Genomic DNA, 20,363 nt, shown 5'->3' with positions numbered 1-20,363 from the left:
TCAGGATGCGGCGCGTTCGGCGAGTGGGCGGCGCCGCAGGGTGGTCTCGGTCAGGGAGCGCGCGGGGAACGAGGCGGCGGGGTTGTACAGGTTCGTGCCGGGCGGCACGATTTCGTCGATCCGGTCGAGAGTCGCATCGTCCAGGGTGAGTGCGGCGCCCTTGAGCAGGTCTTCCAACTGCTGCATGGTGCGCGGTCCGATGATGGCCGAGGTGACGGCGGGGTGGGCCACGGTGAAGGCCACGGCGAGCTGCGGGAGGGTGCAGCCGATGCTTTCCGCGAGTTCGGCGAGCTGTTCCACGGCGTCGAACTTGGCGGCGTTCGCGGCGATCGTGGGATCGAAGTTCGCCGGCCGCATCGCTGCACGGCCCGTGTTCAGGTCGGCGGGCTTGTCCTTGCGGTGCTTTCCGGTGAGGAAGCCGAAGGCCAGCGGGCTCCAGACCAGTACACCCATGCCGTAACGCTCGCAGACCGGAAGGAGCGAGGACTCGATGCCACGGGCCAGGATCGAGTAGGGCGGCTGGTCGGTGCGGAAGCGTCCCAGGCCGCGGCGCTCGGAGACGTGGTGCGCCTCGACGATCTCCTCGGCCTGGTAGTTCGAGCAGCCGAAGGAGCGGATCTTCCCCTGGCGCACGAGGTCGTCGAGGACGGAGAGCGTCTCCTCGATGTCGGTGGTGTGGTCGGGGAAGTGGATCTGGTAGAGGTCGATCCAGTCGGTGTTCAGGCGCCGGAGGCTGTCCTCGACCGCCTTGAGAATCCAACGCCGGGAGTTGCCACCGCGGTTGGGCCCCTCCCCCATCGGAAAGTGGACCTTGGTGGCGAGTACGACGTCGTCACGGCGCCCCCGCAGCGCCTTGCCCACGATCTCCTCGGACTCGCCCTGCCCGTACATGTCGGCGGTGTCGACGAAGTTGATGCCCTGGTCGAGGGCGGTATGGATGATACGGGCACAGTCGTCATGGTCGGAGTTGCATCCGGCCTGGAACATCATGGTGCCGAGGCAGTGGACGCTGACCTCGATGCCGGTTCTGCCGAGAGTGCGATAGCGCATGGTGGTCTTCCCTTACATTCCGATCACGCGGGGCGACTGGAGCGTCGGCCGCACGAGGCACCCTAGGAACTAGAGTCCCCTCTAGATCAACCCCGTTACTCTGAGCGGCATGGTCGAGGTCCCGGAAAGTCTGAGCATCGGACAGGTCGCCGAGCGCTCCGGTCTGAGCGTTCACGCGCTGCGCTTCTACGAGCAGGAGGGCCTCTTCGTCAACGCCGTGCGGCGCGGGCCCGGCGGGCGCCGCGTCTACGGTCAGGACGACGTGGACTGGCTGACCGTTTGCATCATTCTCCGCGCCTCCGGCATGCCCCTGACCGTGCTGCGGCGATACACCGACCTCGTCAGGGAAGGCGCGGACAACGCGGAGGAGCGTCTCGCGCTCATGCGCGAGCACCAGGAGCGGGTCACCGTCCAAATCGGCCGGCTCACCGAGTCCCTGGACCTGATCAGGTTCAAGGTCGGGGTGTACGAGGACCTTGTCGGCCAGGGCGACGCGGCCGTCCAGCACTGCCACGGCCCGTCCCTTTCGCCTGACGAAACGTCGCGTGCAAATACCTAGGCGGCGTGGTTCGCGGCGCGCTTCACGTGGCGGACCAGCCACATCAGCAGGGCGTCCAGGTCGGCAGCGGCCGCGAGGACGCGGTCGACCGCTTCAGGGGTGTGCAGCCACTCCTCGCAGCCGAGGGGTCGGGCGGCGATCAGCGAACGGTGGCGCAGCAGGTGCGTACGGGGATGGTCCGTCGGATAGCCGCGTGGAGGGCGTTTCATCATGTCCCCGGAGATGTCGTAGCCCTTCGTCCTCAGGTCCTCGACGATGGCGGACAGTTCGCGGCCGCTTCCCTCGGAGGCCACGGCTTTGCGGAACATGTCCACCTGGCCGGGATCGGGGTACCACCAGGCGCCCTGGATCCGCAGGCCGTCAAGATCGAACCGGAGACCGATCTCAATCTTGCGGCCGAGCCGGATGACCGCGCTCTGGTGCTGCCACCACCAGGAGTTGGTGCGGTAGTGCCAGACGGAGAAGTCCTCGTACCGGGGGTCGGCGTCCGCGACCTCGTTGAGGAGGGCGATCATCGGCTGCCGGACCAGGCGTTCGCGGTCCGCGCGACAGCGCTCGCGGGTCTCGTGGCTCGGCTCGCCCTGGAGTTGCCACAACACTTCCATGGCCTGCTCTGTCCAGCCTGTGAACCCTCCGCGCATGCGCGCAGGATAGTTCAACCCTCGAGCGTGTAGGCCGGATGGCAGACTGAACAGATGATCGACGATCTTCCCGCCAGCTTGACGGCTCGGCACCTTGCCGACGAAGACCATCTCCGGGTGCTCGCCGTACTGGACACTTGGTGGGGTGGGCTGAAAGGGAGGGCAGGGTCGACGGAACGGGCACTGCTTCTGCCACGGCTGTATTTTCAGCATTTCACCGGATCTGTCGAGGAGGCCCCGGCGTTCACGCCGGGGAGGAATCGACTCCTGGTCGGGTGACGCGGAGCGTCACCGTATCTGGTCTGTTCTGGGAGGGCGCGGAGCGGTCTGGAATACAGCATCTCCCTGCGGAGCAGGGAGGATACGGGCCATCACCCCTGCTGTCTCGGGTTTGTGCGCAGAGGTCGGAAAGATTGTGGTGCGCACGGGTTTTGGTCGTAGCGTCGGTCGTGATGAAGCTGGTGGTGCGGGTGAAGCTGCTGCCGTCGCCCGTACAGGCCACGGCGCTTGAGGCGACTCTGCAGGCCTGTAACCGGGCCGCGAACCATGTTTCCAGGGTGGCGTTCGAGCGGGGTATCAAGGACCGCAACGGTCTGCAGAGACTCCTGTACGCGGACGTGAAGAGCGTGTTCGGGCTGTCCGCGCAGCCCACGGTTCGGGCAATCAAGAAGGTCGCCGACGCCTACACCGCCCTCAACGCGCAGGTCAGGAAGGGTCTGTTGGGCCCCACCACCAAGCGCTACAACGCAGCGATGTCCCACCCGATTGCCTTCCGACCGGAGGCGGCGCAACCCTTCGACGACCGGTGCCTGTCGTGGCAGCACGATGCGCGGACGGTGTCGATCTGGACCGTGGGCGGCCGGATGAAAGGCATCCGCTACACCGGTTCCGCGGACCAGTTGAAGATGCTGGACCAGTACCGCAAGGGCGAGTCGGACCTCGTGCACGAGGGCGGGAAGTGGTTTTTGATCGCGACCTGCGACGTCCCCGACCCCGATGTGGCCGAGCCGGTGGACTTCATCGGGGTCGACCGGGGCATCGTCAACCTTGCCACCACCTCCGACGGCACCAACTACCAAGGGCGGGGCCTGCGCCGCTACCGCAACTGGTGCGCCCGCAAGCGGGCCGAGCTGCAGAAGAAGCAGACCCGCTCGGCCAAACGCCGCCTCGCCCGCAGGGCGAAGAAGGAGCAGCGCCATGCCACCCACCTGAACCACAAAATAGCCAAGGAGATCGTGTCGGTCGCACAACGCACCGGTCGCGGAATCGCCGTCGAGCAGTTGGACGGCATCCGGGACCGGGTACGGCTTCGACGTGACCAGCGCGGCACGCTCTCCTCCTGGCCCTTCCATCAACTCGGACAGCACCTCGCCTACAAAGCACGCCAGGCCGGGGTCGCGTTTATGGAAGTGGATCCGGCCTACACCTCGCAGCGCTGCCCGCGCTGCGGGCACACCGAGAAGGCCAACCGGCCGACCCGGGATGAGTTCTGTTGTCGTCGGTGCGGTCTCGCTGGACCTGCCGACGTCGTCGCCGGGGTCAACGTGCGCAACCGCGCACGCTCGGCGTGGGCATTCGTCACCATGCCCGTCCCCAGCACAGCGTAGCCACGCAGAGCCGGGGAGATGCGACCCGTGACCGCCCCTTCGTAGCGGGCAGTCGGGAGCGCGACAAGGCGTGAACAACCGAGCCCCCAAGCTCGGCCGTTCACGACTCCGTTGGGAAATCCGTAAATCGGCTCTCGGGTTCGGGTCATGCCGCGAGGGTGAGGCGTGCGAGGTGGGAGACGCGGGTGGCGCCGAGTGGGGTGCCGTTCAGCCAGGCGTCGACTCGGGCGATGTTGAGGGCGGTGGCGGAGAGGACATTGGCGAGGTGCGTCTTGCTCTGGCCCCGGTAGGGGGTGCGTCGCAGGTGAGTGCGGCGGACGGCCTGGGAGATGGTGCCCTCCACCCCGGCGCGCACGTCGTAGCGTTCCTTCCACGCGTCGGTCTGCTGCTCAGCGCGTCGTTCTTCGAGGATCTGCTGCTGCTCGCGAGGCAGCAGGGTCAGGCTGCGGCCCCACTTGCCGTTGGCTGCCTTGGTGCACCTCTGCCTCAGTGGGCATGGGTCGCAGTCGGCGAGTGCGAAGTGCACCCGGACGAGCGGGGTCCCGCTGGCCTTGCGCTGCTGGGACCAGCTGATGCTGGATGCTCCCTGGGGGCAGACGACCTTCCTGGCCTCCCAGTCCGTTTTGAATGCGGCCTGGGTCAGGTCCGGTGCCTGCGTATCGCGTCCGCTGTGGTGGGTGTCGAGGCCGACGGGGCCGACCAGGTCGATGCCGTGGTTCTCGCGGGCGGCCAGGATGTGGGCGGCGGTGACATATCCGGCGTCGACCACATGCTCACACGGTTTCAACTCCCGCTCTGCCAGGTGCTGGTGGACCTCTGCGGTGACCTCGGTGTCGTTGACGGTGGCGTTCGTGGTCTCCACGTTGGTGATCAGATGCGGTGCGTCCGGCTCGCAGGTCTCACTCAGGTGGACCTTGTAACCGCACCAGCCCGAGCCGCGTTTGATGCCGTAGTGGGCGTCGGTGTCATATGGCGAGGACAGCCGGTCTCTAGCCGGCGGGAGGTCCTTGCCCTCCCGCCAGCACACCTCCTGCCCATCCCGGTGATACTGCTCCGACCAGGCCCGGCGCAGAATGCGGACCGCGGGGACCTCACACAGCCAGGCCGGAGCGGTCGCCGCATCGACGGCGTCAAGGAGAGCGAACCCGTCCCGGCCAACCTGCTCGGCCCACTCCCGGCGGACGTTCTCCCCTTTCGGGAAGCGGTAGTTGTCCACCTTGGCCCCGTAACGCTCCACCCACGCTGGGCTGATCAGCGGCGTCAGCCAGTTAGGGGCGGCCGCGGCCAGCACCTCCAGCGCCGCCCGCAGCGTCTCGCCGACGAACTCCATCCGGTTCAGCGTGCGCACCGCGGCCAGCACGTGCGTGGAGTCGGTGCGCTGCCGGCCGCCAGCCCGCAGGAGTGCGGCCTCCGAGAGTCGGGCCAGCACCACCTGAAAGACTCGCTCTTCCAGCCCGTGCGTGATGAGACGGGAGCGGAAGTCTCCCAGGACGGTGAAGTCGAACCCTGGATCGTCCAACTCCAGTCCCAGCAGATACTTCCAGTCCATCCTGGCCCGCACCTGGTCAGCGGCCTGCCGGTCGGACAGTCCCTCGGCATACTGCAGCACTGACACCAACGCCAGAGACCCCGGCGAGATCGCGGGCCGACCTCGACCGGAGAAGGCCTCGGCGAAGTCCTCATCCGTGAACAGCGCACCGAGGACTTCCCGGATCCGGATGGCCAGGGTCCCCTTGGGGAACGAGGCCCTCACCACCCGGGCCGTCAGCTCAGGCACCCCATCATCGGCCCGCGATTCCAGCGACATCCCGCTCTCCCCACCCCGCCAACGACCATAGCCATCAACAAGGCAAACGACATGGACCTGCTCGAATCACGAGTTCCCCAACGGAGTCGTTCACGGCCGAGAAGGTGACCACCACCAGTTTCCTGGTCGAACAAGACAGTGGAGAGGTCGCCGCCTTCCTGGTCGGCTTCATGTCACCGACACAGTCCGACACCGCCTATGTGCACTTCGTCGGCGTAGACCCGGCACTGCACGGTCAAGGCATCGGGCGCTCCCTCTACCGGGCCTTCTTCGCTCTCGCCCGGTCCCATGGGCGTCGCTACGTGCACTGCATCACCAGTCCGGAGAACGCCGCGTCTCGGGCGTTTCACACTCGGCTCGGATTCGCGTCCTCAACCGTGAAGCCGGACTACGACGGCCCCGGACTCGATCGGGTGGCGTTCACCATCGACCTCACCGCGGATCCGGCGGCCGCCCCCTAGCGGGACGATGCCCCAGTGCGCCTCCGTCGATCGTCCGACATCAGCCACGCCTCCGCGTCCCGTCGGATCCGCGCCGCGTCGAAGTTCTCGTACTCCCGGATCACCGACCTGGTCGTGCCTCGGTCGCGGTACTCGTCCATGATCGCGACATGCTCCGGCAGGCGTACGAACGCGGCCAGGGCCCGCCGCTCGGTCCACACCGAGACCGATCCGCAGCGCCGTGCCAAGGGCGCGGCCCACAGCCACATGCCCACCGCTCCGTCGAGATGCGGCCAGTGGCGCCGCAGTGCGAAGCCGTGACGCGCGATGCCGGGCAGGTCTCGGTACGCGTCGCTGGTGAAGTCGGTGACGCTGACGATCAGCGGCCCGCTCCGGCCACCGCGTATGCCGCTGTCGACACCGACGCCATGCGCTGCGACGCGGTCGTCAAGGGAGTCCCCGGCCGGGCCCTCGCACCAACGGGTCCTCAGCATGGCGCCGGCGTCCATGACGGGTCGCGGCCCAGCAGGGCGAGTAACCGGTCGCCCTGCGGGGCGTCGTCGGGGACGGCGATCCGTCGACGGAACGCGGCACCGGCCCCGCGGCCCTCGTCCGGGATCAGGGCGGCGAAGTGCAGCGCGGCGTCGGTGAGTTCGGCCGCCGGCTCCCACGGAGCGCCGATCGTCACCGCGACATCCCAGGCGTGCGCCACGTAGTCGAGCAGGTGGAAGCCGATCGCGATCTGTCCGGGGACGGCGAAGCCCTCACTCACCTCTGGCAGCGCGAACCGCCGCTCCAGCACGTCGTCTTCCGCGAACGCCGCGGTGACCTCGCCCACCGACGTCTCGTACGTTTCGGCCGGGTCATCACCGAAGTCGCCGTCGCGCCATACGGCCCACGGCTCGCCCGCGCCGCGGGCGGAGGCGGCGAACCCCTCGTTTTGGCTGACCAGATGGCGGACCAGGCCGTACAGGGTCCAGTCCGCGCACGGTGTCGCCGACCTCAAGTGATCGGTCTTCACCTGGGAGATCACCTCCCCGGTCAGCAACAGCGCCTGGCGGTCCAGTTGTCGAATGTCCATGGCAGGAGCCTAAAATCCCACAGTGGTTCAGCCCTAGTGCCAATAAGCTGCCAAATGATTGAGCCAATTGCCGGACCGAAAGCGGAAAGCCGAGATGGACGTCCACGTCAGGCTCGACGGGCAGCGCGACCTGTCCGGCCAGATCTACCGCCAGCTCCGCACCGCGATCCACGAGGGACTGCTGAGGCCCGGCGATACGCTGCCCCCGACCCGGGAGTTGGCCCGCCGCCTCGCGGTGGCCCGCAACACCGTCGCCGTCGCCTACGAGCGGCTCGTCGCCGAGGGCTACGCGGACAGCAGGGCCGGCTCAGGGACCTATGTGAGTACGACGGGCCTGCCCACGCCCGGGCCCGCGACCGCCGCCGACACCACCGGCCCGGGACTGCGCCCCCGTGCCCTGTGGGCGGGCTTGTCCCCATGGGCCGCCCGGAAGACCACGGAACCGACCACGTCGGCCCACGACTTCCGGGTCGGCCTGCCGGACGCCCGACTCTTCCCGTACGACGCCTGGCGTCCACTGATCGCCCGGGAACTACGCCTCTCAGCAGCCGGGTCGGTCGGGTACGGCGATCCATCCGGCCACGCCGGGCTGCGGGCCGCACTCGCCCGGCACATCGGACTCTCGCGCGGCGTGCGGACCGGCCCGGACGACGTCCTCGTGACCACCAGCACGCAGCAGGCCCTGGACCTCATCGGGCGGGTACTGCTCGAACCGGGCGACCGCGTAGCCGTAGAAGAGCCCGGATACCCGCCGGCCCGGCTGCCATTCCTGACGCAGGGCGCCGAGGTCACGGGCATACCGGTGGACTCCGAGGGCCTGATCGTGGACGCCCTCCCGCCGGACACCCGCGCCGTGTACGTCACCCCTGCCCACCAGTTCCCGCTCGGCATGCCGATGTCCCTGCGGCGCAGAACGGCACTGCTGCGGTGGGCACGGCAGCACGGCACGGCAGTGATCGAGGACGACTACGACAGCGAATTCCGGTTCGGCGGGCGGCCGGTCGAGACGCTGCACAGTCTGGACCGGGACGGACACGTCATCTATGTGGGGTCGTTCTCCAAGGTGATGCTGCCCTCCCTGCGCGTCGGCTTCCTGGTGGCGCCCGCCCCGCTGCGCAGCGCACTGCGCACCGCCAAATACACCGCGGACTGGCACACTTCGGTCCCCACACAGGCGGCGCTCGCCCGCTTCGTCGACGACGGGTTGCTCGCCCGGCACATCCGCCGCATGCAGCACACGTACGCGGCCCGGCACCAAGCCATCACCCGCACGCTCACCGATCACTTCGCGGACCTGGTCGAGCTGGTGCCGTCCGCCGCGGGCCTGCACGTGACGGCGTTCACCCGAGGCCACCTCGCCGACCCCGATGCCCTCGCGGACCGAGCCGGCCGGGCGCGGGTATCCGGCGTGGCGGTCCACACCCTGGCGGAGGTCGCCGCGAACCGCTCCGCGCGCCCGGGCTTCGTTTTCGGGTACGGCTCGATCAGTGCCCCGGACATCGAGGCGGGCCTGCACTGCGTACTCGGGAGCTCATCCGGCCGCGAATCCACTGGCCGGGCAGGTGGTTGACGCAGGCTCCGCATCACGGCTGCTCAATGTGGGCACGGACCTGTGCGTGCGAGCGATGTCAGACCCGGAGGGCCCGACCACTACCAGCCGCTCCTGGCCCACCTCGGCGCCAACCTCGATCTCCTGCAACAGAGCATCAAGGTTCGCGGCGTTCCTGAGAAGTTTGCTCGCCTGACCCAACCGCCCACACCACGCAGCCAACGAGCGCGGAATTCCGGGGCGGAGCAGCTCGACCGGCCCGCTCCGCCCCGTGGTCCCGCTCCTACCGGGAGCACACGCATCATCCCGGCATTGGCACGATCAGGGGGTGTTGTTGGCCAGGGCCAGCAGGCGTGAGCGGTCTCCGCTGAATCGGTCGCGGTCGACGTTTCCGGAGATGCCGCTCACCGAACCGGTGGACGTGTACTGCCACACGGTCCAGTAGGGGAAGCCCTTCGGGATGCTGGGGCTGCTCGCGGAGGTCCAGTGGGCCACCCACAGCGGGCTCCTGGCGGACATGCCCGTCCAGCCGCCGGTGCAGGAGTTCCACCAGCTCGCACTGGTGTAGATCACGACGTCACGGCCGGTGCGGGCCTTGTAGGTGTTGTAGAAGTCGAGGATCCAGGACTGCATCGCCGCGGCCGTCTTGCCGTAGCAGCTTCCCTCGATGTCCAGGACGCCGGGGAGCGTCAGGTTGTCGCGGGACCAGGCGCCACCACTGCTCGCGAAGAAGTTCGCCTGTGCCGCGCCACCGGACAGATCGGGCCGCGCGAAGTGGTACGCGCCCCTGATGACGCCGGCGTTGTAGGCGCCCAGGTAGTTGGCGCTGAAGCGAGGGTCCTTGTACGTGGTGCCCTCGGTCGCCTTCATCCAGCTGAACTCGATGCCCGCGCCGCGGACCGAACCCCAGTTGATGGCACCCTGCCAGTTGGAGACGTCCACACCCACGGGGTTGGCCAGCAGGTTCGCGTCCGGCGTCGCGTCGAGGCGCAGCTGCCGGGTGTCCGGCTTGAAGTCCTTGCTGTCCTGCACGTAGCCCACGCCCATATAGCCCTGGCCCAGCGGGACGCCGCGGTCCGATGGCGCCGGCGCTGCGGAGGCGGTACCTGACACCAGGGTGAGGGTCAGTGCGATGCTCGTGGCGGCGACGCCGGTGGCGGCGAGTCTTCGCTTGGCGGATCCGAGAGTGAGGCTCCTGAGGGACATGGCTTCCTCCTGCGTGGTGGGGGTGAGGTAGCTGCAGTGGGGTCTACGCGCGTCCGCTTGTCGAGAACACGACACAGTGAGCCATAGATGGAGCCCTGCGGGAATGCCTTTCCGGTTCATTAGAGGTCTAGACCGTTCGGCGTGCGGGTGATCTGCGGAAACCGGGCGCCGACGACAGAACTTTCTTCAGCTGATGGCCGAAAGGGGAAGCTCCGCAAGCTCCCGCCATCCAGCGGGAGTCAGAGTGACCACGGACAGCGCCGTCACCTCGGCATCGATCGGCAGGAGTACAGCCGTTCGCTCGGCGATGGCTGTCGCGGTGTGCGCGTCGGCGTCGAGGGCCACGGTCAGATGCACCGGCGGGTCCTGCCCGAACCGGCCGCCGTAGGGGACGTGTGCCGGATACAGCGCGCGCAAGGCAGTGGCTACGGCCCGCAGTTCGGGTAGTGCGACCGCAACGAATCCGTCCCGCCGCTCCACCGCGGTCAGTCGCAGCCGCACCGGGCCCGTCGGCACTGCGGCGCGCAGTCTTTCCAGTTCCCGATCGTCGACGTCGTCGGCGGGCAGCCACGGGTAGAGCAGCGCGGCGTGCGCGGGTACGCCGGACCGCACCACGCGTGGATCCGCTTCTGCGGCCATCTTCAGCAGCGGTCCCGCCTCCGGCACCACCGCCAGCACTGCCGTGGTTCCCAGCTGGGCCATGGACCGTCCCTTCGAGCGTGATTCAGGCGCCGGGCACGCTGACCGGTGAAGCAGCGGGCACCGGGCCGAGGTCACCTGCAGCGCCTGTGACCTCGGCCCGGCGGTCCCTCACCTCTTGCGCCACTCCTCGGCCAGCAGCTCGTAGGACCGTACCCGGTCCTCATGGCCGTGAGTGATCGTGGTGATCAGCAACTCATCGGCCCCTGTTGCCTCCTGCAACTGGGCGAGTCGGTCGGCAACCCGGTCCGGGGAGCCTACGAACTGGGTGTCGGTCCGGTCCTGCACCAGCGCCCGGTCCTCATCCGACCAGGTGTGGGCGCGCGCCTCGTCCGGCGTCGGAAACGGGATGGCCCCCTCCGCCGTACGGATACTGCGGACCCAGAGGCCGTAGCCGGTTGCCAGCTCGCGGGCGGTCTCGTCGTCCTCGGCGACGACGACGTCGGCCGACACGCTGACGTAGGGCTTGTCCAGTACGTCGGACGGCTGGAAAGCGGCGCGGTAGCCCTCTGCCGCCTCCAGCACCGTGCCCGGGCTGACGTGGTAGTTCGCTGCGAACCGGAGCCCATTGCGGCCTGCGACCTCCGCGCTCTCCCCACCGCTGCTCCCCAGGATCCAGACCTGCACGTCGGCGCCTTCGCCCGGCACCACGTGGGCCTCGATGCCGTCCTCGGAGCGGTACGTGCCCGCCAGCAGCGCCAGGATGTCGTCGATCTGCTTCCCGTACTCCTGTGACTGGGCGTCCGGCAGCAGGAGCAGTCTCCGCTGGAGCGCGACGCGGGGTGAGCCGAGGAGATACGCGAAGGAGAACCGGGGCGGGATGCGGAGCCCGTTCGGGGCCCGGTTGTCGATGACCGGGGTGGCACCCGGGAGCGGTGCGGCGGGGGCTCCTGGCGGGCGGCCGCCGGAGCGGCCCAGTCCCAGATCGAGGCGTCCGGGGTGCAGTGCGTCGATCAGGCCGAACTCCTCGACCGTCGACAGGGCGGTGCGGTGGCCGAGTTGGACCGCACCGGACCCGATCCGGATGGTCGAGGTCGCGGCAGCGGTCAGCGCGAGGACGACGGCTGGAGAGGTGCCGGCCACTCCTGGGTTGAGGTGGTGCTCGGCGTACCAGTAGCGGTCGTACCCGAAGCTCTCGGCCCGTCGGGCCAGGTCGATGGTGTTGAGCAGCGCCTCGGTGGCCGTGGAACCGGACGATATCGGGACCAGGTCGAGGATCCCGAGAGGGATGTCGGACATGTGCGGTGGCTCCTCAGTGGTCGTCCAAGGCGTGCACGATCAGGGTGGTGGCCAGGTGCTTCATGACGCCGTCCGTACGCCGTTCCGGTCGTCGGGGTGGGCCAGGCCCAGGTGGTCGCGCAGTGTGGTGCCTTCGTACTCCGTGCGGTACACCCCCTGCTCCTGGAGCAGCGGGACGACCTGGTCGGCGAAGGTGTCCAGGCCGCTGGGGGTGATGTGCGGGACGAGGATGAAGCCGTCGCTGGCATCGGACTGGACGAAGTGGTTGATCGTCTCGGCCACGGTGGCGGGTGATCCGACGAAGGTCTGCCGGTTGCCGGTCTCGATGACCAGGTCGCGGATCGACCACTTGTTGGCGGCGGCGCGTTCGCGCCACTCGCGGGCGGTGGCCAACGGGTCGCGGTACATGCGCACTTGGGCCCGGCCGCGGGCGAGGGTGTGTTCGCCGAGGTCGGGGTCGATGTCCGGGAGAGGGCCCTCTGGGTCGTACGCGGACAGGTCCCGGTTCCAGACGAATTCCAGGTGCTTGATGGCGGTGGCCCCGCTCACCTGCTGCCTGCGGACCTCGCGGGCGGTCTCCTCGGCCTCGGCGTCGGTGTCACCGAGTACGAAGCTCGCGGCGGGCAGGATCAGCAGTTGGTCACGGCTGCGGCCGTATCGGGCCAGACGCCCCTTGACGTCGGTGTAGAACTCCTGGCCCTCCTTGAGGGTTGCGTATCGGCTGAAGATGGCGTCGGCGCTCGATGCGGCGAATTCACGTCCCTCGTCGGAGTCTCCCGCCTGGAAGATGACCGGTCGGCCTTGCGGTGAGCGCGGCACGTTGAACTGGCCGTGGATGTCGAAGTGTTGGCCGGTGTGAACGAAGGAGCCGGCCTTGGCGTCGCTCAGGAAGGTGCCGGCGGACTGGTCGGCGACGACCTCGTCCCCGCGCCAGGAGTCGAGGAGCTCGTTGGTGGTCTCCAGGAATTCCTTGGCCCGCGAGTAGCGCTCCTCCTTCGGCAGGAAGCCGCCGCGCCGGAAGTTCTCCCCGGTGAAGGCGTCCCAGGAGGTGACGACGTTCCAGGCGGAGCGGCCGCCGGAGAGGTGGTCGAGGCTGGCGAACTGGCGGGCCACCTCGTAGGGCTCGTTGAAGGTGGAGTTGATGGTGCCGGTCAGGCCGAGGCGGTCGGTGACGGCGGCGAGGGCGGCCAGTACGGCGAAGGTGTCGGGGCGTCCCACCACGTCCAAGTCGTAGATTTCTCCGCCCTGTTCGCGCAGGCGCAGCCCCTCGGCGAGGAACAGGAAGTCGAACTTGGCACGTTCGGCGGTCTGCGCGAAGTGCGCGAACGAGCTGAACTCGATGTGGCTGCCGGCGGCCGGATCGCTCCACACGGTCGTGTTGTTGACGCCGGGGAAATGGGCGGCCAGATGGATCTGCTTCAGCGGCTTGCTCATGGTGTGCGGTCTCCGTCCGGCTCAGGCAGTGGCGGTGGCGGTGGCGTAGCGGTTGGCGGGGCGGGCGAGCCCGAGCAGGCCGCGCAGGGTGTCGGCCTCGTAGGCGGTTCGGAAGGCGCCTCGGCGCTGGAGCTCGGGGACCAGGCCTCGGGTGATCGCCGGGAGGTCGTGGCCCACGACGGCCGGGCGCAGGCGGAAGCCGGACAGTCCCGACTGCTGCAACTCCTGGAGGAGGTCTGCGAGTTGTGATGGAGTGCCGGCGAAGATGCGGGCGTCGCTGGTGTACTCCTGTCCCGCGAGTGCGTCGAGGCGCTCCCTGCGGGCGGCGGCCTCGGCGGGCTCCTCGTCGAGGAAGACCACCAGGTCGCCGAAGAGGTGCACGGTCTCGTCCGCGCGGCCTGCCGCCGCCTGTTCGGCCCGGATCTCGTCCACGATCGCGCGGGCCTGCTCGGCGTCGTGCGGGGTGACGTAACCGATGTCGGCAGCCCTGGCCACCAGGCGGTACGGGAAGGTCGCATGGGCGAGCGCGCTGACGACCGGCTGCCCCTGCGGCGGGCGGGGGGTGATCGAGGGGCCCTTCACGCTGAAGTGCTCGCCCTCGAAGTCGATGTAGTGCAGCTTCTCGCGGTCGATGAACCGCCCGGTGGCCGCGTCCCGGATCTCCGCGCCGTCCTCCCAGCTGTCCCAGAGCCTGCGCACCACTTCCACGTAGTCGGCCGCCTCGTCGAAGTGCGCGCGCACCGCTTCCTGCCCGGCCGGGGTGTTGTAGCCACCGGCGGGCAGCGGCGCGATCGTTCGGCGCCCGAAGTGCGCGGCCTCGTTGGGGCGTGCGTCGATCTGTACGCGTACGCCCGCACGGCCCGTGCTCACGTAGTCGAGCGTGGCGATCGCCTTCGAGATGTGGAACGGCTCGGTGTGTGTGGTCACCACGGTCGGCACCACACCTATGTGCCGGGTCAGCGGCGCGATGCGCGCGGCGATGAGCACCGCGTCGAGCCGGCCGCGCACCTGATCGGTACGGTCGTCGGGGTCGGTGAGGAGCGAGGACTGCAGTCCCAGCCCGTCCTCGATGGTCACGAGGTCGAGCAGCCCGCGTTCGGCCTCCGCGACGAGGTCGGCCCAGTACGCGGCGGTGAGCAGGTCCCGGGGCCGGGCCACCGGTTCGCGCCAGGACGCCGGGTGCCAGCCGGTGCCGTCGAGAGCGACCGCGAGGTGCAGAGGTGAGGGTGTTGAGGTCACGGCAGTGACGCCTTCCTGAAGATTCCGTATCGGCAGAAAGCCCGCCCGTACGAGGGGCGCGGCTGCGAAGGAACGGGTCAGGGGCGACAGAGCGCGCCGGCGACGCGCAGCAGGTCGATGTGGTGGCGGGAGTACAGGTTCAGGCGGCGGGGCGGCACCGGGCTCAGGGGGTGTCGACGGGTCAGCGGACGCATTCGCCTCACCTTCCCTTCCCCTCCAGCGGTACCAACAACACAACTACGTCTTGTCTTCCGTACCCCTGCGGTGACGATCGGAAAGCCGTCAGCCTCGGCAGGGAGCGCAGGGAGCGCTGCAGGCGGCCGTACACAGCGCGCTGCTGACGCGCAGCAGGTCGACGGAGCGGTCCGTGCACAGCAGGACGCAGCCGGGGTGCCGCCGAGCGGCCGTCCCGTCAGCTGCGCGCATCGCTGTCACCGTCACTTCTCCGGCCCCTGGGGATCACGTTGTTGGCGAAAGGTAGGCAGGCGCCGAAGGGAATGTCAACGCGCCGGACCACTGGATGAGACCACCCGCCCGGACGTCTTGACGGCGTTACCGAGCCTGCTCAGACTGACGTGGACAAGCGTGGCCTCGCGTCCCGCGAGCCCCGACGGTGAGACGGGTGGACATGCCCAGGAGCGGCTTGACCAGGCGCCTGCACATCGATCTTCTGCGCGTCTCCAGCGCTTACTGATCCGCGACCGGTCCGCGCGATCCGGCCGGTCTCCGGCCAGCGCATCCACCCAGCTTCCGGCCACCGGCGCGCCCCAGACCGCAGTGGCCTCTCATCTGACCGGGAGAGTCATGCCCAAAACAGCTTCACGCAGTTCCAGCACGGCCACCTCCATCACAGCGTCCCCGCACCCGCACCGTCTCCACAGCCGCATCGGCGTCGGTGCAGCCGGGGGCTTCTATCCCGCGCCCGGCCGCTACGACCTTTTCCTGTCGCAGAGTTGTCCCCGCTCCCTGCGCATCTCGCTCACGCTCGACCTCCTCGGCCTGCGCGACACCGTCGCCACCACGGTCCTGGCCTCCCCCGGCGAAAGCCCCGCCGCCTACGCGTCCCTGCGCCGTGCCTACGAAGCGACGGTGCACCATTTCGACGGGCCGCTCACGGTGCCCGCGCTGCGCGACCGCTGGAGCGGACGCATCGTCAGCAACCACACTCCCGACATCCTCAGCAGCCTCGCGGGCCCGCTCTCCGGGGACGGCGAGGGCCGGTCATGCACGCTCCGACCGCCGCACCTCGCAGCGGACATCGATGCCCTGTGCGAGGTGCTGGACCGGGATGTCGCACCCACCGCACGGCCCTCGGCGCGACGTTCGGCACTGAACCTGCTGGACCGCCGGCTCAGCCGGCACCCCTTCGCACTGGGAGAGTCGCTGACGGCCGCGGACGTAGACCTGTGGGTGGCGCTCGTCCACCTCGACCGGTCCGAGACGCTCTGCGCGTTCCCCCGGCTCAGCGCATACGTACAGCGCTTGGGCGGCCTCCCTGCTTTCCGCGGTGCGGTCGGGGCGGTTCCGGACGCGGCGTAGACCCGCGCCTGGAGCGCACAGCGCCTCGGCGGTGGAGTGCCACCGCCGAGGCGCCGCACATCGGTCGGCCGCGTCTACTCGGCTGCCGTCGGCCGGCGGGAGAGCGCCGTCGCCTGCCGCACGTCCGTGAGTGGGCGCAGCCGGTAGGTGTACGAGTAGTCGCGGTCGGCCGGCAGTTTGTACGCGTCGTGTGTCTGCGCACCCCAGCTGTCGTCGCCGCCGATGCCCATCTGCCGGTGGTTGACCCGAAGGATCACTTCGTCGCGTGGCGTGAGCTGGTAGTCGTGGCGTGCGCCCACGGACAGGTCCTCCGGTGTGAAGTGCGAGGCGTTGACCTCAAGGAGTCCGTCACCGCTGACGAGCAGGCCGTGGCCGCGGCTGTCCGTCAGGGCCGCCCAGCGGACATCGGTCTTGTTCCCGTTCTCCTGCGGTCGCAGGTAGGGAGACCACTGCTCGGCTACGGTGCCGGACCAACGCCCCACATCTGTACCGTCGTTGCGGTCCCAGTGGTTCTCCTCCGGGCCGCGCCCGTAGTAGTGGAGCCGGTCCAGAGCCGCGGGCAGGTGCAGGATCGTACCGATCTCCGGGAGGTAAGGCAGCGTTGTCGCGCCCGGGCTCAGCGTGTTGTCGACTTTGATCTCTCCGTTGCCGAAGACAGTGCAGGTCGTGGTGTACGCCGAGGTGGTGGCTGTCGGCAGCGTCCCCTTGACCGTGATCTCGACTGCGTGACCGTCCAGTTCGCGCACGGTCACGCCCGTCACCTCGCGTCGTGCACCCGCGTCCCGCCATGTCTGGTTGCGGGTGTGCTGGCCGCTGCCGCGGTCGTTGTCGGTGGGTGCGCGCCAGAAGTTGGGAATCGGTCCTGAGGTGAGGAGCTTGGTGCCGGCCGCCTCGTAGGAGCTGATGAGGCCGGTCGCGGTGTCGATGATCACCTCGAAGCCGCGGCCGGTGACGGTGACGGCGGTGTCGCTCCTGCGGTACGTGAGCTCCGGCACGCTCGTGAGCGGTGCCGGCACGACTTCGGGGCTGCCGGCGTCGAGTGGCAGCTGGATTCGCGCCACCTCGAAGCCCGCGTCGGCCCAGGGTGTGCGTTCCTTTGTCGTGAAGGACAGTTGGAGGAAGTACTCGGCTCCGGGTGCGGGGTCGCGGGGCAGTTCTATGGGCAGCGTGATGCGTTTGCCGGTCATCGGCGGCACGTCGAGTTGCGCGCGGCTGAGCTTGCCGTGCGCCGTGATTTCGCCGTCCAGCGAGACTTCCCAGTGCCCTTCGTAGGCTCGAAGACCGGTGAAGAGGTTGTCGTTGGTGAGGGTGATCTCTCCGGGTGCCGCGCCCTCCTGCCGAGTGGCGGTGACCGGCTGGTAGATCCGCTTGACCTCGGCGGACTTGCCGGTGAGGCGGCGGTCGGGCAGGACGATGCCGTCGCCGCTGAACGCACCGTCGTTGGGGTTGTCGCCCCAGTCGCCTCCGTAGGCGTGGAAGGTCTTCGTCCGGGCCTTCTTCTGCGTGTAGCGGGCTGTCTTCGCGTCGAACCAGAACAGCACGCCGTCGTCACCGGGGCCGCGCTTGTCGTCGGCGAGTTCGGCGGCCTTCAGGGCACGTGCGTACACCCGGGCCCGGCGGACGGTGCCGCTGAACTCCCGGGTGGGGTTGTCCACTTCACCGGCGAGCGAGAGGGGGGCGGTGTTGCTGCTGGGGCCGTGGGCACTGGCCTTCGTGGCCTTGGCCTCGCCGTCCACGTAAAGGGTCAGTGTCCCCGCGTCCGCGTCGTAGACGCCCGCGATGTGGTGTTCCTTGTCCGTCCAGCCGTCGTCCGGGGTGGTCCAGGAGGCGGCGCTCCACTGGCCGGCTGTGTAGATGTAGAACTCCAGGCCGTTGTCCGCCTGCTTCAGCGCGTACTGGGTGTCGCCCTTTGCCAGGATCGGCTGGTGGGAGCCCCGGATGTGCGGGGTCATCCAGGCCTCGAGGGTGAGCGACCCGGTCAGGTCGTCGAGCTGCTGGTCGCGGGCGAAGACAGTTGCTCCGCTCACGCCGTGCTCGGCATCGTACGAGCCCGAGGGATTGATGACCTCGCCCTTCAGGCCGGCGGGTCCTGTCTCGGTGAGCAGCTTGCGCGTGGGTGTCGGCCAGGTGAGCGCCTGGTCGACGAAGTCCCAGATCCAGCCGCCCTGCAGGACGTCGTAGCGCCGGATGACGTCCCAGTACTCCTTGAAGTTGCCGGTCGAGTTCCCCATCGAGTGGGCGTACTCGATCATCACGTACGGCCGGGTGTCGGAGGTGTCCTTGGCCCGCGCCTCGACCCTGCTCGGCGGCTCGTACATCTTGGAGCGGATGTCGCTGGTGCCCGGGGAGTTGTCGCCTTCGTACTGGATGACGCGCGTCGGGTCGTAGGAGCGGATCCATTCGTGCATGGCTCGGAAGGAGGAGCCGGAGCCGGCCTCGTTGCCGAGCGACCAGATGACGACGCTCGCGTGGTTCTTGTCGCGGTGGACCATGTTCTGCGCGCGGTCCACGCACGCTGTCGTCCAGTCGGCGTGGCTGCCGGGGTACTGGCCGTTCACGCCGTGTGTCTCCAGGTTGGTCTCGCCGACGAGGTAGAGACCGTATTCGTCGGCGAGTTCGAGCCAGAGGGGGTTGTTGGGATAGTGCGAGGTGCGGACCGAGTTGATGTTCAGCCGCTTGATGAGCGTGATGTCGTCGACCAGGTCGGCGCGGCTGAGGGCCGAGCCGCGGTCGGGGTGCATCTCATGGCGGTTGGTGCCGCGGAAGGTGACGGGCTGTCCGTTGATGCGCATCAGGCCGTCGGTGAGTGCGAACTCCCGCAGTCCGATCCGGTGCGAGAGCGTCTCCACGATCTTGCCGGCCGGGTCGCGCAGCTGCAGGACGGCGGTGTACAGGTACGGGTCCTCGGCGGACCACAGGCGAGGTGAGGGAACGGACCTTGAGGCTTCGACGGTCACCTCGCTGTCGGTGGGCGTCGCGCGCTGGGCCAGGGGACGCGCCCACACCGCGTGCCCGTCGGCGTCGTACAACTGGGTTTCCACCGTGTACGACGCCCCGGCGGCGTCGCCCGCATAGTCCCGCACGTGCGCGGTGACCGACAGTGCGGCGCTGGTGAAGTCGTCCCCGAGCGGGGTGTCGAGCTTGAAGTCCCGGATGTGGACGCCGGGCGTGGAGTACAGGTAGACGGACCGGAAGATGCCGCTGAGGCGGATCATGTCCTGGTCCTGGAGCCAGTCGCCGTCGGAGTAGCGGTAGACCTCGACGGCGATCTGGTTGGTGCCGTCCTTGAGGTAGGGGGTGATGTCGTACTCGGCGGGTGTGTAGGAGTCCTCGTGGTATCCGGCCAAGTGGCCGTTGATCCAGACGTAGTGGGCTGCCTTGACGCCCTCGAAGTGCAGGAAGGTACGCCGGTCCGCCCAGCCCCTGGGCGCGGTGAAAGTGCGCCGGTACTGGCCGACGGGGTTGTAGCGGGTCGGCGCTGCGGGCGGCTGGGCGTTCTCGCCGAGGCCGTTGGGGCCCCACCACGGGTAGGTGATGTTGATGTAGATCGGGTAGTCGTGGCCGTGCAGTTGCCAGGCCGACGGGACCGGTGTGGTCTCCCAGCCGGAGTCGTCGAGGTCCGTGCGGTAGAAATCCTCGTTCTTGTCGGCGGGACGGTCCACGTACGCGAACTTCCAGTCGCCGTCGAGGCTCTGGCGCCATGGGGAGGTGGTGCGGTCGGCGGCGAGGGCTTGTTTGAGGTTCGCGTACGGCATGAGCGTGGTGTGCGGCGGTTCGGTGCCGAGCCGGACGACGTCGATGCGGCCGTTCCACTCGTTGCCGTCGGCGTTGATGCCGCCAACGCTGCCGGCGGGGCCGGCGGCCAGCGCGCGGGTCCCCGGAAGAGCGCCGGCCAGGGCGAGCCCGCCGAGTGCGGCAGCGCTCGCCTGCAGGAGGCGGCGGCGGCTCACGGGGCCGTGGTGCGGGGGCAGTTGTGGGTTCGGGGCCGAGTTCGGATGCGAGTGTGCCATGCGGGGGCCTTCCTCGTGTGCCGATATGTGTCACTGGTGGGGCAGGAAACACCTCAAGAGCCGCGGCCACCCTAGGTATGGAACACAACCGCCCACAATGATGGCGTCAGATTTTGTTGATTTCTGGTTCAGGGGGTTCTGGGGCAGACGTTCGCTTGCTATGACCGGCAGACACTGAAACGTTCCATCGCATCTGAAGGATCACGCCCTCCCGCGGCAGTGAGGTCGCGAATATCACGCATGCGGCCACTCCTGTGAGGACA

General features: G+C 68.8%; 18 protein-coding genes. 6 read left to right on the top strand and 12 right to left on the bottom strand.

Annotated features, from left to right (window positions below; translation table 11 throughout):
* The gene (locus OG707_RS39975) at positions 1 to 1,050 is read right to left on the bottom strand and encodes an aldo/keto reductase (RefSeq protein WP_329126929.1); all 1,050 of its coding nucleotides are present in this window, start codon (positions 1,048 to 1,050) and stop codon (positions 1 to 3) included.
* Between the two features lie 109 nt (positions 1,051 to 1,159).
* On the opposite strand from OG707_RS39975, the gene OG707_RS39970 reads away from it, so the two are divergent.
* A complete protein-coding gene (locus OG707_RS39970; RefSeq protein ID WP_329126928.1) occupies positions 1,160 to 1,609 on the top strand; it encodes a MerR family transcriptional regulator in 450 nt (149 codons plus the stop codon).
* On the opposite strand, the gene OG707_RS39965 is transcribed toward OG707_RS39970, so the two are convergent.
* Complete coding sequence (locus OG707_RS39965) at positions 1,606 to 2,214, bottom strand: DUF2461 family protein (RefSeq protein ID WP_329126926.1); 609 nt, start codon at positions 2,212 to 2,214, stop codon at positions 1,606 to 1,608. The two genes, OG707_RS39970 and OG707_RS39965, sit on opposite strands and share 4 nt — an antisense overlap.
* A gap of 488 nt (positions 2,215 to 2,702) precedes the next feature.
* Here OG707_RS39965 and OG707_RS39960 point away from each other — a divergent pair, with 488 nt between their 5' ends.
* Positions 2,703 to 3,857, top strand: a complete 1,155-nt coding sequence (locus tag OG707_RS39960) for an RNA-guided endonuclease InsQ/TnpB family protein (RefSeq protein ID WP_329126925.1) — start codon at positions 2,703 to 2,705, stop codon at positions 3,855 to 3,857.
* 145 nt (positions 3,858 to 4,002) lie between these two features.
* On the opposite strand, the gene OG707_RS39955 is transcribed toward OG707_RS39960, so the two are convergent.
* Positions 4,003 to 5,664, bottom strand: coding sequence for an IS1182 family transposase (locus OG707_RS39955; RefSeq protein WP_329126923.1), 1,662 nt, complete (start codon positions 5,662 to 5,664; stop codon positions 4,003 to 4,005).
* A 104-nt stretch (positions 5,665 to 5,768) separates the two neighbouring features.
* On the opposite strand from OG707_RS39955, the gene OG707_RS39950 reads away from it, so the two are divergent.
* Positions 5,769 to 6,125 carry a GNAT family N-acetyltransferase gene (locus OG707_RS39950; protein ID WP_329126922.1) on the top strand — a complete coding sequence of 119 codons (357 nt, stop codon included), beginning with the start codon at positions 5,769 to 5,771 and terminating at the stop codon, positions 6,123 to 6,125.
* Here OG707_RS39950 and OG707_RS39945 read toward each other — a convergent pair.
* A complete protein-coding gene (locus OG707_RS39945) occupies positions 6,122 to 6,598 on the bottom strand; it encodes a hypothetical protein (RefSeq protein ID WP_329126920.1) in 477 nt (158 codons plus the stop codon). The genes OG707_RS39950 and OG707_RS39945 overlap by 4 nt on opposite strands.
* A complete protein-coding gene (locus tag OG707_RS39940) occupies positions 6,592 to 7,185 on the bottom strand; it encodes a TIGR03086 family metal-binding protein (protein ID WP_329126919.1) in 594 nt (197 codons plus the stop codon). The genes OG707_RS39945 and OG707_RS39940 overlap by 7 nt, the downstream gene beginning before the upstream one ends.
* 94 nt (positions 7,186 to 7,279) lie before the next feature.
* Between OG707_RS39940 and pdxR the strand changes: the two genes are divergently transcribed.
* On the top strand, positions 7,280 to 8,755 hold the full coding sequence (pdxR, locus tag OG707_RS39935) for a MocR-like pyridoxine biosynthesis transcription factor PdxR (protein ID WP_329126917.1): 1,476 nt from the start codon (positions 7,280 to 7,282) through the stop codon (positions 8,753 to 8,755).
* A gap of 300 nt (positions 8,756 to 9,055) precedes the next feature.
* On the opposite strand, the gene OG707_RS39930 is transcribed toward pdxR, so the two are convergent.
* The 6 genes from OG707_RS39930 to OG707_RS39905 all read right to left on the bottom strand — a co-directional run bounded on the left by OG707_RS39930 (position 9,056) and on the right by OG707_RS39905 (position 14,745).
* Positions 9,056 to 9,940 (bottom strand): GH25 family lysozyme, encoded by an 885-nt coding sequence (locus OG707_RS39930; RefSeq protein WP_329126915.1) that lies wholly within the window; start codon positions 9,938 to 9,940, stop codon positions 9,056 to 9,058.
* Positions 9,941 to 10,126: 186 nt separating this feature from the next.
* Complete coding sequence (locus tag OG707_RS39925) at positions 10,127 to 10,642, bottom strand: 2'-5' RNA ligase family protein (protein WP_329126914.1); 516 nt, start codon at positions 10,640 to 10,642, stop codon at positions 10,127 to 10,129.
* A 108-nt stretch (positions 10,643 to 10,750) separates the two neighbouring features.
* A complete protein-coding gene (locus OG707_RS39920) occupies positions 10,751 to 11,878 on the bottom strand; it encodes an LLM class flavin-dependent oxidoreductase (protein ID WP_329126912.1) in 1,128 nt (375 codons plus the stop codon).
* Between the two features lie 60 nt (positions 11,879 to 11,938).
* Entirely contained in the window at positions 11,939 to 13,312 is a 1,374-nt protein-coding gene (locus OG707_RS39915; protein WP_329126911.1) for an NtaA/DmoA family FMN-dependent monooxygenase, read from the bottom strand.
* A 21-nt stretch (positions 13,313 to 13,333) separates the two neighbouring features.
* Positions 13,334 to 14,551, bottom strand: coding sequence for an LLM class flavin-dependent oxidoreductase (locus tag OG707_RS39910; RefSeq protein ID WP_329126910.1), 1,218 nt, complete (start codon positions 14,549 to 14,551; stop codon positions 13,334 to 13,336).
* 77 nt (positions 14,552 to 14,628) lie between these two features.
* Positions 14,629 to 14,745: a putative leader peptide gene (locus OG707_RS39905; RefSeq protein WP_329126909.1), complete on the bottom strand. Its 117-nt coding sequence runs from the start codon at positions 14,743 to 14,745 to the stop codon at positions 14,629 to 14,631.
* Between the two features lie 434 nt (positions 14,746 to 15,179).
* Here OG707_RS39905 and OG707_RS42495 point away from each other — a divergent pair, with 434 nt between their 5' ends.
* A complete protein-coding gene (locus OG707_RS42495; RefSeq protein WP_362459411.1) occupies positions 15,180 to 15,245 on the top strand; it encodes a putative leader peptide in 66 nt (21 codons plus the stop codon).
* Positions 15,246 to 15,355: 110 nt separating this feature from the next.
* The gene (locus OG707_RS39900) at positions 15,356 to 16,090 is read left to right on the top strand and encodes a glutathione S-transferase C-terminal domain-containing protein (protein ID WP_329126908.1); all 735 of its coding nucleotides are present in this window, start codon (positions 15,356 to 15,358) and stop codon (positions 16,088 to 16,090) included.
* A 74-nt stretch (positions 16,091 to 16,164) separates the two neighbouring features.
* Here the strand turns inward: OG707_RS39900 and OG707_RS39895 are convergent, their stop codons facing one another.
* Positions 16,165 to 20,100, bottom strand: coding sequence for a glycoside hydrolase family 2 TIM barrel-domain containing protein (locus tag OG707_RS39895; protein ID WP_329126906.1), 3,936 nt, complete (start codon positions 20,098 to 20,100; stop codon positions 16,165 to 16,167).
* Positions 20,101 to 20,363 lie beyond the last annotated feature (263 nt).

Source organism: Streptomyces sp. NBC_01465, from assembly GCF_036227325.1.
Lineage (GTDB): Bacteria > Actinomycetota > Actinomycetes > Streptomycetales > Streptomycetaceae > Streptomyces.
Note: the sequence above shows the minus strand (reverse complement) of the source record. Positions and strands in the feature narration are given on the sequence as shown.